This window comes from Pigmentiphaga sp. H8, from assembly GCF_003854895.1.
Lineage (GTDB): Bacteria > Pseudomonadota > Gammaproteobacteria > Burkholderiales > Burkholderiaceae_B > Pigmentiphaga.
In genome coordinates this window covers 3877918-3890948 of record NZ_CP033966.1, presented here as the reverse complement: position 1 = coordinate 3890948, position 13031 = coordinate 3877918, and the positions used below count along the sequence as shown (strand labels likewise).

General features: G+C 67.5%; 13 protein-coding genes. 7 read left to right on the top strand and 6 right to left on the bottom strand.

What is annotated here, in order from left to right; genetic code table 11:
* Nucleotides 1-132 precede the first annotated feature (132 nt).
* Entirely contained in the window at nt 133-1047 is a 915-nt protein-coding gene (locus tag EGT29_RS18390) for a LysR family transcriptional regulator (protein WP_124690336.1), read from the bottom strand.
* A 131-nt stretch (nt 1048-1178) separates the two neighbouring features.
* Here EGT29_RS18390 and EGT29_RS18385 point away from each other — a divergent pair, with 131 nt between their 5' ends.
* The gene (locus EGT29_RS18385; protein ID WP_124690335.1) at nt 1179-1766 is read left to right on the top strand and encodes a malonic semialdehyde reductase; all 588 of its coding nucleotides are present in this window, start codon (nt 1179-1181) and stop codon (nt 1764-1766) included.
* 60 nt (nt 1767-1826) lie between these two features.
* Here the strand turns inward: EGT29_RS18385 and EGT29_RS18380 are convergent, their stop codons facing one another.
* The 5 genes from EGT29_RS18380 to EGT29_RS18360 all read right to left on the bottom strand — a co-directional run bounded on the left by EGT29_RS18380 (nt 1827) and on the right by EGT29_RS18360 (nt 5415).
* Nucleotides 1827-2804 (bottom strand): tripartite tricarboxylate transporter substrate binding protein, encoded by a 978-nt coding sequence (locus EGT29_RS18380; protein ID WP_124690334.1) that lies wholly within the window; start codon nt 2802-2804, stop codon nt 1827-1829.
* Between the two features lie 74 nt (nt 2805-2878).
* Entirely contained in the window at nt 2879-3475 is a 597-nt protein-coding gene (locus EGT29_RS18375; RefSeq protein ID WP_124690333.1) for a nuclear transport factor 2 family protein, read from the bottom strand.
* 20 nt (nt 3476-3495) lie between these two features.
* Nucleotides 3496-4371 (bottom strand): intradiol ring-cleavage dioxygenase, encoded by an 876-nt coding sequence (locus EGT29_RS18370; protein WP_124690332.1) that lies wholly within the window; start codon nt 4369-4371, stop codon nt 3496-3498.
* Between the two features lie 139 nt (nt 4372-4510).
* Nucleotides 4511-4975 carry a DUF192 domain-containing protein gene (locus EGT29_RS18365; RefSeq protein ID WP_124690331.1) on the bottom strand — a complete coding sequence of 155 codons (465 nt, stop codon included), beginning with the start codon at nt 4973-4975 and terminating at the stop codon, nt 4511-4513.
* 206 nt (nt 4976-5181) lie between these two features.
* Nucleotides 5182-5415, bottom strand: coding sequence for a cold-shock protein (locus tag EGT29_RS18360; protein WP_124690330.1), 234 nt, complete (start codon nt 5413-5415; stop codon nt 5182-5184).
* A 247-nt stretch (nt 5416-5662) separates the two neighbouring features.
* Between EGT29_RS18360 and clpS the strand changes: the two genes are divergently transcribed.
* The 6 genes from clpS to ehuD all read left to right on the top strand — a co-directional run bounded on the left by clpS (nt 5663) and on the right by ehuD (nt 13019).
* Entirely contained in the window at nt 5663-5983 is a 321-nt protein-coding gene (clpS, locus tag EGT29_RS18355) for an ATP-dependent Clp protease adapter ClpS (protein WP_124690329.1), read from the top strand.
* Nucleotides 5980-8271 carry an ATP-dependent Clp protease ATP-binding subunit ClpA gene (clpA, locus tag EGT29_RS18350; protein ID WP_124690328.1) on the top strand — a complete coding sequence of 764 codons (2292 nt, stop codon included), beginning with the start codon at nt 5980-5982 and terminating at the stop codon, nt 8269-8271. Before clpS ends, clpA begins: the two co-directional genes overlap by 4 nt.
* A gap of 667 nt (nt 8272-8938) precedes the next feature.
* Nucleotides 8939-10576 (top strand): DEAD/DEAH box helicase, encoded by a 1638-nt coding sequence (locus tag EGT29_RS18345; protein ID WP_124690327.1) that lies wholly within the window; start codon nt 8939-8941, stop codon nt 10574-10576.
* Between the two features lie 210 nt (nt 10577-10786).
* Nucleotides 10787-11704: an ectoine/hydroxyectoine ABC transporter substrate-binding protein EhuB gene (gene ehuB / locus EGT29_RS18340; protein ID WP_124690326.1), complete on the top strand. Its 918-nt coding sequence runs from the start codon at nt 10787-10789 to the stop codon at nt 11702-11704.
* Nucleotides 11701-12354, top strand: a complete 654-nt coding sequence (gene ehuC / locus EGT29_RS18335; protein WP_124690325.1) for an ectoine/hydroxyectoine ABC transporter permease subunit EhuC — start codon at nt 11701-11703, stop codon at nt 12352-12354. Before ehuB ends, ehuC begins: the two co-directional genes overlap by 4 nt.
* Nucleotides 12351-13019: an ectoine/hydroxyectoine ABC transporter permease subunit EhuD gene (ehuD, locus tag EGT29_RS18330; RefSeq protein ID WP_124690324.1), complete on the top strand. Its 669-nt coding sequence runs from the start codon at nt 12351-12353 to the stop codon at nt 13017-13019. The genes ehuC and ehuD overlap by 4 nt, the downstream gene beginning before the upstream one ends.
* Nucleotides 13020-13031: the final 12 nt, after the last annotated feature.

Below are 13031 nucleotides of genomic sequence, written 5' to 3'. Positions count from 1 at the left end.
GGGTCGCCGTGCCGGGCGAAGGGAGGGGAGGAGGCCGCACGCGGCGGCGCCGCTATGGTACTTCGGCGCGCCGGCTCGCGGCATGAGCGTTTCGCAAGCAGACGCAACCGGGCTTGGGGCGTGAACAGGGCCCTAGTTGGCCCACTTGCGGTCGAAGTCCATCTTGCGGAAGTGTTCCACCATGAAATCGATGAACGTGCGCGTCTTGGCCGGCAGGTACTGCCGGTGCGGATAAGCCAGGTTGATGGTCAGGCGCGGCAGGTCCCAGTCGTCCAGCACCGGCACCAGCCGTCCGGCCACGATGTCGTCGTAGATGATGTACTTGGGCTGGACCAGGATGCCCAGGCCCTCGCGCGCCGCGGTGCACAGCACCTGGCCGTCGTTGGCTTCCAGCACGCCCTTCACCGGCAGCACGCGGACTTCGTTCGCGCGCGAGAAGCGCAGCTCGTCGTAGCGGTTGGAATAGGTGTAGAGCAGCAGCCTGTGGCTGGCCAGCTCGTCGATGGTGCGCGGCGTGCCGTGGCGGTGCAGGTAGCCTGGCGAGGCGGCCAGGATGCGTCGTGTCTCGGCCAGCCGGCGGATGGTCAGGTTGGAGTCGGATTCGTATTCGCGCGTGCGCACCGCCAGGTCGATGCCGTTGTCGATCAGGTCGTAGTAGCGGTTGGCGGTGATCACGTGGACGTTCACGTTGGGAAAGCGTCGGTTGTACTCGGGCAGCAGCGGCGCGATGTGGCGCATCGCGAACGACAGCGACGAGGTGACGCGCAGGTCGCCCACCGGATTGAGCACGGTGGCGTTGACGGCGGACTCGGCCTCCTGCATCTCGCCCAGGATGTTCTTGCTGCGCCGGTAGAACTCCTGTCCGACCTCGGTCAGGTACAGGCGTCTGGTGTTGCGCTCGACCAGCCGGGCCGACAGGCGCTGTTCCAGCGTGGCCAGGTGCCGGCTCGCGGCGGCGGTCGACAGGCCGGCGGCTTCGGCGGCGCGCGTCAGGCTGCCGAGTTCCGCGATGTGGACGAACAGCTCCAGTTCGCGCCAGCGGTCCATGCTTCTCCCTCGATTATTAGCAGAATTGCAAAAGTGATTTCCGTTTGCCGGGGCTATACCGGTGTTTTTTGTCCGGGCTGCGCACTTATAATCCGGAGCCTCACGACTATTCCGCCCAATCGGAGCTCTTCATGGCCATCATTTCGCAGGAAGCCCTGGACCAGTTGTTCACGTCCGCCCGCACGCAGAACGGCTGGCTGGACAAGCCCGTGTCCGACGAGCAGCTCAAGCAAGTCTACGACATTGCGAAAATGGGACCGACCTCGATGAACTGCCAGCCGATGCGCGTGGTGTTCCTGCGCACGCAGGAAGCCAAGGAACGGCTCGTGCCCGCGCTCAGCCCGGGCAACCTGGACAAGGTCAAGGCCGCGCCGGTCACGGCCATCATCGCCACCGACACGCGCTTCCACGAGTTCATGCCGCAGCTCTGGTTCCGCGAGGGCGCCAAGGAAATGTTCGAGGGCAATGCCGCGCTGGCCGCCGCCACCGCTGCCCGCAACGGCACGCTGCAGGGCGCCTATTTCATCATCGCGGCCCGCGCCATCGGCCTGGATTGCGGCCCGATGAGCGGCTTCGACATCGCCAAGGTCAACGCCGAGTTCTTCCCCGACGGCCGCCTGACCGCCAACTTCATCTGCTCGCTGGGCTACGGCGATACGTCCAAGCTGTTCGACCGCCAGCAGCGCCTGTCTTTCGAGCAGGCCGCCACGCTGCTCTGATCCTCCGGGCCCGCCGTCCGGTCCCGGCAGCCGCCGGGACCGATGGCACCGGGATCGGGCCTATTGCTGTTCGATGCCGGCTTTCTGCATGACCGTGCGCCACCGCTCGATCTCGGCGCCGACGTGGCTGGTCATTGCCTGCGGCGTGGAGGCCTCCGGCAGGCAGGCCGCCGCCAGCGTCTGCTTGCGGAGGTTCTCGTCGGCCAGCGCCCGGCGCACCGCCTGGTTCATCTTGTCGACGATGGCGGTGGGCGTGCCGGCCGGGAAGGCCAGCCCGTACCAGGTCGTCACGTCGTAGCCGGCCACGCCCGACTCCAGCGCCGTGGGCGTCTGGGGCAGGCCTTCGTAGCGCCGCGGCGAGGTCACCGCCAGGGGTTTGAGTTCCCCGGCGCGGATGTGGCCCAGCAGGGGCGAGGCCACGTCCACCAGCAGTTCCACCTCGCCGCTCAGCACGGCCGCCACCGCGTTCGGCGTGCCCTTGTAGGGGACGTGGACGATGTCGATACCGCTGACCTGCCGCAGCAGCTCGCCGGCGAAATGCTGGGTGCTGCCGATGCCGACGCTCGCGTAGTTCAGCTTGCCGGGCTGCGCCCTGGCCAGCTTCACCAGCCCGGCGATGTCGGCGGCCGGGAAGTTCTTGCCGGCCGCCACCACCAGCGGCTGGGCGCACAGCATGGAGACGGGCGCGAAGTCCTTGACCGAGTCGAAGGGCAGCTTGCGGTAGATGGCCGCCGAGACCGCGTGGCCATTGTTCATGACGAATACCGTGTGGCCGTCCGGCGCGGCGCGCGCCACCGTGCCCGCGGCCAGGGTGCCGCCGGCGCCGGGCTTGTTCTCCACCACGATGGGCTGGCCCAGGATTTCTGCCAGCGGCTGGGCCACCATCCGGGCGATGATGTCGGTGCCGCCGCCGGGCGCGAAGCCCACCACCATGCGCACGGGCCGGCTGGGCCAGTCCTGGGCGGCCGCGGGCAGGGCCAGGGTCATGGCGAGCGCGCACAGCAACGCGCCCGGCCGTTTCGGGTCGGTATGGAACATGGATAGTCTCCTGGGTGCTTCTTATTGTGGTTTGCCGCCGCTGCAGGGGCGGCGGCAAGCTTGCCCGCGAGGCGTCAGGGCCGCGCGGATCCCGCCAGCCAGGCTTTGCCGCGAGCGTACAGCGCCTGGACTTCCTGGCCGTGCAGGCCGGGCATGGTGGTCTTGACGTCCATGCCTATCTTGACCTGCAGATAGGCCAGGTGGCGATAGCCCTCGGGGAAGCGGGCCAGCAGCGCCGCGTCCAGTTCCGGGCGGGCGGCCGGGTCCACCGGGTCCATCCGGTCCTTTTCGTAGATCGGCTGGCGTTCGACCATGCCCCAGCGGCCGCCGCGCTTTTCCAGGAAATCGTAGAAGCGGCCGGTGCACACCACGTCGCACGGCACGCCGTCCACGGTGGCGCGCTGGGAAATGGTCATCTTGGTCTGGACGACGGCCCGGTCGCCTTCGCGGTCGATGGTCATGCCGCCCAGGAAGTGCAGGATGTTGACGCCGCGCTCCATCCCTTCGCGGCTCTGCCGGATGAATTCGGTGGCCGAGGCCTGGCACCAGGTCGCGTTCATGCGGCCGTCCTCATGCCAGACGGTGGCGAAGCGCTCCCAGTCGCCGGCGTCGCGCCACAGCGCCCAGTTCTCCACCAGTTCGCGTATGGCGAGTTTTTCTTGGTCGTACATGTCTCCTCCAGTCAGGGAAGTCAGGGGGCGGATCCGGACGCCGGGTTCAGCACGAAGTCGAAGTCCAGGGTGTGGAAGGGCTGCGCGCTGGTGCCGCCGTCGGGCGTGGGGCCGGGCTCGTGCCGCAGCCATTGCGCGATCAGCGACGAGCGCACGCCGAACACCGCGTCGGAATCCAGATACTGGTCGCCGTCGCGGAACACGTGGGTCACCAGGGTCTCGTAACCCTCGGCGCGGATCATGAAATGCAGGTGGGCCGGCCGCCAGGGATGGCGGCCCAGCGCGGCCAGCATGCGGCCGACCGGGCCGTCGTGGGGGATGGGATAGGCTTCGGCCAGGATGGAGCGGAAGTGGAAGCTGCCGTCGGGCGCGGAATGGATGCGTCCCCGGCCCCGATGCGTGGGATCGTCCGGGTTCTGCACGTCGTAGAAACCTTCGGCGTCCGCCTGCCAGACCTCCATTTCCGCGCCGCCCACGGGGGTGCCATCCGCACTCCGGACCGTGCCGCGCACGAAGCACGGATCGCCCTTGGCGCCGTTGGCGATGTCCTCGCCCAGCGCGTAGTCGGGCGCGCCTTCGACGAAGAAGGGGCCGAAGACCGTGGCTTCCGTACAGGCGGGCGGCTTGCGGTGGTTCATCGCCGTCACCAGCGTCGACAGGCCGAGCGTGTCGGACAGCAGGATGAATTCCTGGCGCTTGTCGTCGGTGATGTGGCCCGTGGCGGTCAGGAATTCGATGCCCGCGGCCCATTCGGCCTCCGTCAGCTTCACCTCGCGGGCGAATTCGTGCAGGTGCTGCACGAGGCTGGTCATGATCTCTTTGAGACGGGCGTCGGGCGCCTGGGCGTGCCGGGCCAGGACGGCCTGGGTGATGGTGTCTTCGTTCAGGTTGCGCATGGCGCCTGGTCTCCTGGATGCTTGGGTCTTTCGCCTGCGGTGGGCGTGCTCAGGCCGGCTACTGTAGACGTGGCCGGGAACGATTGAAATGGAAAAATCGGAAAAGAGTTTTACGCCAGGCGCAAGGCCGGGGGGACGGCTAGCGGGCGCGGGGTATGCCTTCCAGGCGCGAGCCGGCCTTCAGTCCGCGCTTGGCGAACCAGCCGCGCTCCATTTCCAGCGCGTAGCGGACGGGCTGGACCGCGCAGTGGCTGTCTTCCGTCTTGGGGGCCATGTCTTCGATGTTCGCGATGGTGCCGTCATCGGCGATGAAGGCCACCGACAGCGGGATCAGCGTATTGCGCATCCACATGCACTGGGTGCCGGGCATCTCGAAAATGAAGAGCATGCCCTGGTTGGGCCCCAGCTGTTCGCGGAACATCAGGCCGCGCTCGCGGGTGGGCGGGGTGCTGGCGACCTCGGCGTGGATGAGGTGCATGCCGGCCCGCAGCGTCTGCACGGGCAGCGTGGCCTGCGCCGAGGCGGCCGGGGCCAGGAGGGCGGCGGTAAGGCAGGCGCCTGCGGCGGTAGCCAGGCGCGGCAGGAAGGAACGGATGCGGGTCATGACGTCGGCAGGGAGCGGAAAAGGACACAGATGGACCGCCACGGCGCAAGGCCGCCGCGGGAGGCTCCCGGCGAGGGTAGCATGACCTGGCCCACGGCAAGGTTAAAGGCGCGTCGGGCCGGCGCTGGAGGCAGAATGTATAAGGCCCGCCGGAGCGGACAGGTCTGGCGGGCCGGGGGCGGTTCAGGCGGCGGTGCCGCGGCGGATCAGGCCGCCTCGCTGATGTTCAGCGCCTGCTTGCCCTTGGGACCCTGGGCGGCCTCGAAGGTGACCTTCTGGCCTTCTTTCAGGGTCTTGAAGCCGTTCATCTGGATGGAGGAGAAATGGGCGAACAGGTCGTCGCCGCCATCATCGGGCGTGATGAACCCGAAGCCCTTGGCGTCATTGAACCATTTGACGGTGCCGCTACCCCTCTTGCCTTCGTTGATATCGCTGGACATGACGTAATGCCTTCTTCTAGTCGGTTACAACATATGCGAGGCGCGCTCCCCCGGTGCCGTAGGCAAACGATTGTGCGCTTCGCAGGTGCGAGTTTTGGTGGGTTTGCTACTTCCGGGGCTTGATAAATCAGGCCCCGGACATCAAATAATGGGAAAGATGTCACGCTGCGTCAAGCTCGGGATGGCCCGGGCATATAGGAGTATGCTGACGGCTTGCGGGGCACTTTCAAGTGGATAGAATAGGCGCATGGGCACCGGGTTCGATTCTCAACCGGATCAGACAACGCTGCTTGAGCGGGAACCGTCGAAGACCAAACCACCTCCAATGTTCACGGTGGTGTTGTTGAACGATGATTTCACGCCGATGGAGTTCGTTGTGCTGGTATTGGAGAAATTTTTCAGCAAGGGGCGCGAGCAGGCCACCCAGATCATGCTCAAGGTGCATCACGAGGGTCGCGGCGTCTGCGGGGTCTATCCGCGGGACATCGCCAGGACCAAGATCGACCAGGTAAGCCGTTTTTCTCGGCAGAACCAGCATCCGCTTCAGTGCATCATGGAGGAAGCGTGATTTCTCAAGAATTGGAAGTTAGCCTTCACATGGCGTTCGTCGAGGCCCGTCAGGCTCGGCACGAATTCATCACGGTAGAGCATCTGCTGCTCTCGCTGCTCGACAATCCGTCGGCGGCCGAGGTGCTGCGCGCTTGCGCCGCCAACCTGGACGACCTGCGCCGCAACCTGCGCAATTTCGTCAATGACAACACGCCCGTGATCCCGGGCACGGAAGAAGCCGATACCCAGCCCACGCTGGGATTCCAGCGCGTCATCCAGCGCGCGATCATGCACGTGCAGTCCACGGGCAATGGCAAGAAGGAAGTGGCCGGTTCGAACGTGCTGGTCGCCATCTTCGGCGAAAAGGATTCCCACGCGGTCTATTACCTGCACCAGCAGGGCATCACCCGCCTGGACGTGGTCAATTTCATGTCCCACGGCATCACCAAGCAGCCGCAGCTGGAAGCCTCCACCACGCCCAAGGAACCCGAGGCGGAAGCCGAGGCCGAGGCCAAGCAGTCGCCGCTGGACCAGTACACCCAGAACCTGAACATGGCGGCCAAGGCCGGGAAGATCGATCCCCTGATCGGCCGCGACAGCGAGGTCGAACGGGTCATCCAGGTGCTGTGCCGCCGCCGCAAGAACAACCCGCTGCTGGTGGGCGAGGCCGGCGTGGGCAAGACCGCCATCGCCGAGGGCCTGGCCTGGCGCATCACCGAGGGCGCCGTGCCCGACGTGCTGGCCGACGCCTGCGTCTATTCCCTGGACATGGGCTCGCTGCTGGCGGGCACCAAGTACCGCGGCGATTTCGAGCAACGCCTGAAGGCGGTGCTCAAGCAGCTCAAGGAAAGCCCCAAGGCGGTGCTGTTCATCGACGAGATCCATACGCTCATCGGTGCCGGCGCGGCGTCGGGCGGCACGCTGGACGCCTCCAACCTGCTCAAGCCGGCCCTGTCCTCGGGCCAGTTGAAGTGCATAGGCGCGACCACGTACACCGAATACCGCGGCATCTTCGAGAAGGACCACGCGTTGTCGCGGCGCTTCCAGAAAATCGACGTCAACGAGCCCAGCGTCGAGCAGACCGTGCAGATCCTGCGCGGCCTGAAGCAGCGGTTCGAGGACCACCACAGCGTCAAGTATTCGTCGGCGGCGCTGTCGGCGGCGGCCGAGCTGTCGGCCAAGTTCATCAACGACCGCCACCTGCCGGACAAGGCCATCGACGTCATCGACGAGGCCGGCGCGGCCCAGCGCATCCTGCCCAAGTCGCGCCAGAAGAAGGTCATCGGCAAGGCCGAGATCGAGGACATCGTGTCCAAGATCGCCCGGATCCCGCCGCAGTCCGTCTCCAGCGACGACCGCAGCAAGCTGGCCACGCTCGAGCGCGACCTGAAGGCCGTGGTGTTCGGCCAGGATGCCGCCATCGATGCGCTGTCCGCGTCCATCAAGATGGCGCGCTCGGGGCTGGGCAAGCCCGACAAGCCCATCGGCGCCTTCCTGTTCTCCGGCCCCACGGGCGTCGGCAAGACGGAAGTGGCCAAGCAACTGGCCTTCATCCTGGGCATCGAGCTGCTGCGCTTCGACATGTCCGAGTACATGGAGCGCCATGCCGTGTCGCGCCTGATCGGCGCGCCGCCGGGATACGTGGGCTTCGACCAGGGCGGCCTCCTGACCGAGGCCATCACCAAGAAGCCGCACTGCGTGCTGCTGCTGGACGAAATCGAGAAGGCCCACCCCGAGGTCTTCAACATCCTCCTGCAGGTGATGGATCACGGAACGCTGACGGACAACAACGGCCGCAAGGCGGATTTCCGCAACGTCATCATCATCATGACGACCAACGCCGGCGCCGAAACCCTGCAGAAGAACGTGATCGGGTTCTCCGGCGCGCGCGAGCAGGGCGACGAGATGGCGGAAATCAAGCGCATGTTCACGCCCGAGTTCCGCAACCGCCTGGATTCGACCATTTCGTTCAAGGCGCTGAACGAAGAGATCATCCTGCGCGTGGTCGACAAGTTCCTGATGCAGCTGGAAGAGCAACTGCACGAGAAGCGCGTCGAGGTCATCTTCACCGATGCGCTGCGCGCCTACCTGGGCAAGAAGGGCTTCGATCCGCTGATGGGCGCGCGTCCCATGCAGCGCCTGATCCAGGACACCATCCGCCGCGCGCTGGCCGACGAACTGCTGTTTGGCAAGCTGGTCAGCGGGGGCAGGGTGACCGTGGACATGGTCGACGACGAGATCAAGCTCAACTTCGACGACACACCGCCCAAGTCAGCGCCGCAGCCGGAGGTGGAACTGGCTGATTAGGCCCCCCGTACGCGCTTACGCGCGCCCCCCAGGGGGCGGCACTGGCGGACCGGCGGAGCCGGATCCGCTGTGCCCTGGGTCTGTGTGGGGCCGTCGACGGTTGTTGGCGGCCTGTTTTTTTGCCGCCGGGCCGCCCCAAGGCAAAAAAGCGCCCTCTCGGGGGGCAGCGCCGCCGCGTAGCGGCAAGCGTGGGGGCATTTTTTGCTGCCGGGCCGCCCCAAGGCAAAAAAGCGCCCCCTCGGGGGGCAGCGCCGCCGCGTAGCGGCAAGCGTGGGGGCATTTTTTATGGGGTGTGTGGTTTTGCGGAGGGTGGGGGTATCTATTAGGGTAAATCTGGGGTATTATTGCTGTACTGCACAAATCACGCCACCGCCCTGTCGGGCACCGGTGTGGCCTTCATGCAGACGATCGGTAACCAGATGGGTTGACCGAAAACTGCATCGTCTCTGACCTCGTTTTTCCCTTTGCGTTGCGCGCACGGTGATATCGGTCGGCGCCGATGATCCGTCCGGAGCGGCCGTGTCCGTCTCCGCAGCGTAGCGCCAGCTTTCCAGGCTCGATGAATCCGGCACCGTCCTTTGGCGGGGCCATGGCCGCGTTTTGCGCGTCCGGGGAACATCCCGCGAGGGAAGGCTTGCGTTGCGCATACGTAACGTAAGGAATGAATATGTCTTTCACTGAACTCGGTCTTGCCCCCGCCATCGTTGGCGCGCTGACCGAAGCCGGCTTCGTGGAACCCACGCCGGTCCAGGCCCGGGCCATCCCGCTGGCGCTGGAAGGGCACGACCTGATGGTGTCGTCCCAGACCGGCAGCGGCAAGACCGCCGCCTTCATGCTGCCGGCGCTGAACAAGCAGGTCGAGACCTCGCCGCTGCGCACGCCCGGCGTGCGCGTGCTGGTGCTGACTCCCACGCGCGAACTGGCCCAGCAGGTCTCGGACGCCACGCGCACCTATGGCAAGGCGCTGGGCTGGCTGCGCACGGCCACGGTCGTGGGCGGCATGCCCTACGGCGCCCAGTTGAAGGCGCTGTCGCGCCGCGTCGATGTGCTGGTCGCGACGCCCGGCCGCCTGCTGGACCATGTCCAGTCCGGCAAGGTGAACCTGTCCGAAGTCGAGGTGCTGGTGCTGGACGAAGCCGACCGCATGCTGGACATGGGCTTCATCGACGACATCGAAGCCATCGTGGCGCGTACGCCCGCCACCCGGCAGACGCTGCTGTTCTCGGCCACGCTGGACGGCTCGGTGGCCCGCATGGCCGCCAAGATGATGCGCGAGCCCCAGCGTATCGAGATCGCCAGCCAGAAGGAAAAGCACGCCAACATCACCCAGGCGCTGCTGTACGCGGACGACATGGCCCACAAGATGCGCCTGCTGGACCACCTGCTGCGCGACGCCAACATCCAGCAAGCCATCGTCTTCACCTCGACCAAGCGCGCGGCCGATGAACTGGCCGATGCGCTGGCCGACCAGGGCTTCGCTGCCGAAGCCCTGCATGGCGACATGAACCAGCGCCAGCGTACGCGTACGCTGGGCAACATGCAGCGCGGTCGGGTGCAGATCCTCGTTGCCACCGACGTGGCGGCGCGGGGAATCGACGTGCAAGGCATCAGCCACGTCGTCAATTTCGACCTGCCCATGCAGGCCGAGGACTACGTGCACCGCATCGGCCGTACCGGCCGCGCGGGCCGCGATGGCCTGGCGTTCACGCTGGCCGCGCATGGCGAGCGCCACAAGGTCCGTTCCATTGAACGCTATACCGACCAGAGCATCCCGGTCCAGGTCATCCCCGGGCTCGAGCCGCAGCGCGCGCCGCGGCCCGGTTCCGACCGTCCGCGCCGCGGCGGCCCTGGCGGCAAGCCGGGCGGCTGGCGCCAGGGCGGCCGTAGCGGCTACCAGAATCGCGAAGACGGCCAGCGGCAGTACGAAGGCCGGGGCCATTTCGAGCGCAACCGCGACGAGCGTCCGGCTTTCGGCGACCGTCCGCGTGGCGATCGCCAGGAGCGCCGCTACGGCGACGCGCCCCAGGGCGCACGCCAGGGCTACGGCGAACGCCGGTACGAGCCGCGTATCCAGGACGACCGCCGCGAGCGTGCGCCGGAAGGCCAGGGCTACGCCGCCCGGCCGCGTGGCGACCGGCCGCAGGGCGAGCGCACCTGGGGCGATCGTCCCCAGGGCCGTCCCGAAGGCGACCGCCGCGAGCGCCCGGCCCAGGCCTGGGCCGACCGCCCCCGCGCGGCTCGTCCGGAAGGCGATCGTCGCGACGCCCCCGTGCGCCGCTTCGACTCCCGTCGCCGCGCCGCCTGACGGCATCCCGCGCGGCCGCTAGCCGCCGCGCCCCAGGGGCTTGCTCCGCGCAACCCCTGGTCCCGACGCCCCCGACCTGCGGTTCGATCCGCACGCGGGGGCGTTTTCACGTCCGCGCCATCGATCCCGTACAGATCATTCGCCTTCAATTGATTTGAACTGAAATATTATTAAGCGATATGATTTGCCTTGGTATTACCCGGGCAGCTCATGACTCGTTTTCTTCTCGCGATGTGGACGGCGGTAGGGGTGGCAGGCATCGCGCCTCCTGCGGGAGCGGCCGATACCGGGGCCGCGAACCCGCCCGACAGCCTGCAGCGCGCCATCCAGGCCGGCAGGCTGCGCATCGGCTACGCGAACGAAGCGCCGTTTGCCTACATGGACAGCCGGGCGGGTCGATTGACCGGCGAAGCGCCGGAGATCGCCCGCGTGATCCTGGGGCGGTTGGGCATAGGCGATGTCGAGGGCGTGCTGACCGAGTTCGGCGCGCTGATCCCGGGCCTTCTGGCCGGCCGTTTCGACATGATCGCCGCCGGCATGTACGTGCTGCCCGAAAGGTGCCGCCAGATCGCCTTCTCGAACCCCACCTACGGCGTGGGCGACGGGTTTCTCCAGCGTACGGACAATCCCCGCGAGCTGCACGGCTATGCGGACGTGGCGGCCGATCCGGCGGCCCGCGTGGGGGTAGTGGTCGGGGCGGTGCAGAACGACTATGCCGCGCGCGCGGGCGTGCCGCCGTCGCAGGTCGTGGTATTTCCCGACGTGGTCAGCGCGGTCGAGGGCGTGGTGGCGGGGCGCGCGGACGTCTATGCCGCGACGGCCCTGACCCTGAACTATGTGCTGACCAAGGTGCCGGACTGGCAGATCGATAAGGTGGCCCGGTTCGTCCAGCCCACCGAGAACGGCGAGGCGGTTCGGGGATACGGCGCCTTCGGCTTCCGCAAGGGCGACGTGGCGCTGCGCGTAGCCTTCGACCGCGAGCTGGCGCATTTCATCGGGACGCCGGAACACCAGAGCCTGGTCGAACCCTTCGGCTTCACCGGGACCGAACTGCCGGGCGGCGTCACCGCGGAGCAATTGTGCGGTCAGGCGCCCGCCGCGCCCGCCCCGGCTCCCGATCCGTCATGATCGACCTCCAGGAGCTGTTGCCGCCGCTGCTGCGCGGCCTGTGGGTTACCTTGCAGCTTACCGCCGGCGCGGCGGTGCTGGCGGTGCCGGCGGCGCTGCTGGCCGGCCTGGGGCGCATGTCGCGGCGGCCCTATCTGTCGTGGCCGGCGGCCTGCTACGTGGAGGTGTTCCGCGGGACCTCGGCGCTGGTGCAGCTGTTCTGGGTGTACTACGTGCTGCCGCTGCTGGGCCTGCGGTTGCCGGCGGTCTGGGCGGGCATCCTGGTGCTGGGCCTGCACACCGGCGCCTATGGTGCGGAGGTCGTGCGCGGCGCGATCGCCAACGTGCCCAAGGGGCAGGCCGAGGCCGCGGTCGCGCTGAACATGACGCCGCTGGCCACGCTGTGGCGCATTCTGGTGCCCCAGGCCGTGCCGCTGATGCTGCCGCCGGCGGGCAACCTGCTGATCGAACTGCTCAAGAACACGGCGCTGGTGTCGCTGATCACCATCACCGACCTGACCTTCAGCGCGCAACTGCTGCGCAGCGAGACCTTCCGCACCGTGGAGGTGTTCAGCATCGCGCTGCTGATGTATTTCGTCGCCGCCCAGGTGTTGAACGGCGGCATGCGGCTGCTGGAACGGCGCGCCGCGCGCCACCGGGAGCGGGCATGACCGCGGCCGCCAGCCAGCCGTTGTTCGACTGGGCCTACGCCCGCGCCGTGCTGCCCACCTTGCTGGACGGCCTGGCGATCACCGTGCAGGCCACGCTGCTGGGCATGGTGCTGGCCGTGACGCTGGGGCTGGTGCTGGCGCTGATGCGGCGGGCGCCGGTGCGGCCGCTGGCCTGGGGCGCTGCGCTGGTCATCGAGTTCGTGCGCAGCACGCCGTTGCTGATGCAGCTGTTCTTCCTGTTCTACGTGCTGCCGGTCACGGGCGTGCGGTTCTCGCCGCTGACCACCGGCGTGCTGGGGCTGGGGGTGCATTACGCCGCCTACTGCGCCGAGGTGTACCGGGCCGGCCTGGACAGCGTGCCGCGCGGTCAGTGGGAGGCGGCACTGGCACTCAATCTGGACCGCTGGCGGACGCTGCGCGACGTCATCCTGCCCCAGGCGATCCCGCCCATCGTGCCGGCGCTGGGCAATTACTTCGTCGCCATGTTCAAGGACACGCCGCTGTTGTCGGCCATCACCGTGGTGGAGCTGCTCCAGGCCAGCAAGATCGCCGGCTCGGCCACGTTCCGCTATACCGAGCCGCTCACGCTGGTGGGGCTGATCTTCCTGGCATTGAGCCTGTTGGCGGCCTGGGGCGTGAGGCGCCTGGGCGCCCGGCTGCGCTAGGGCGACGACATG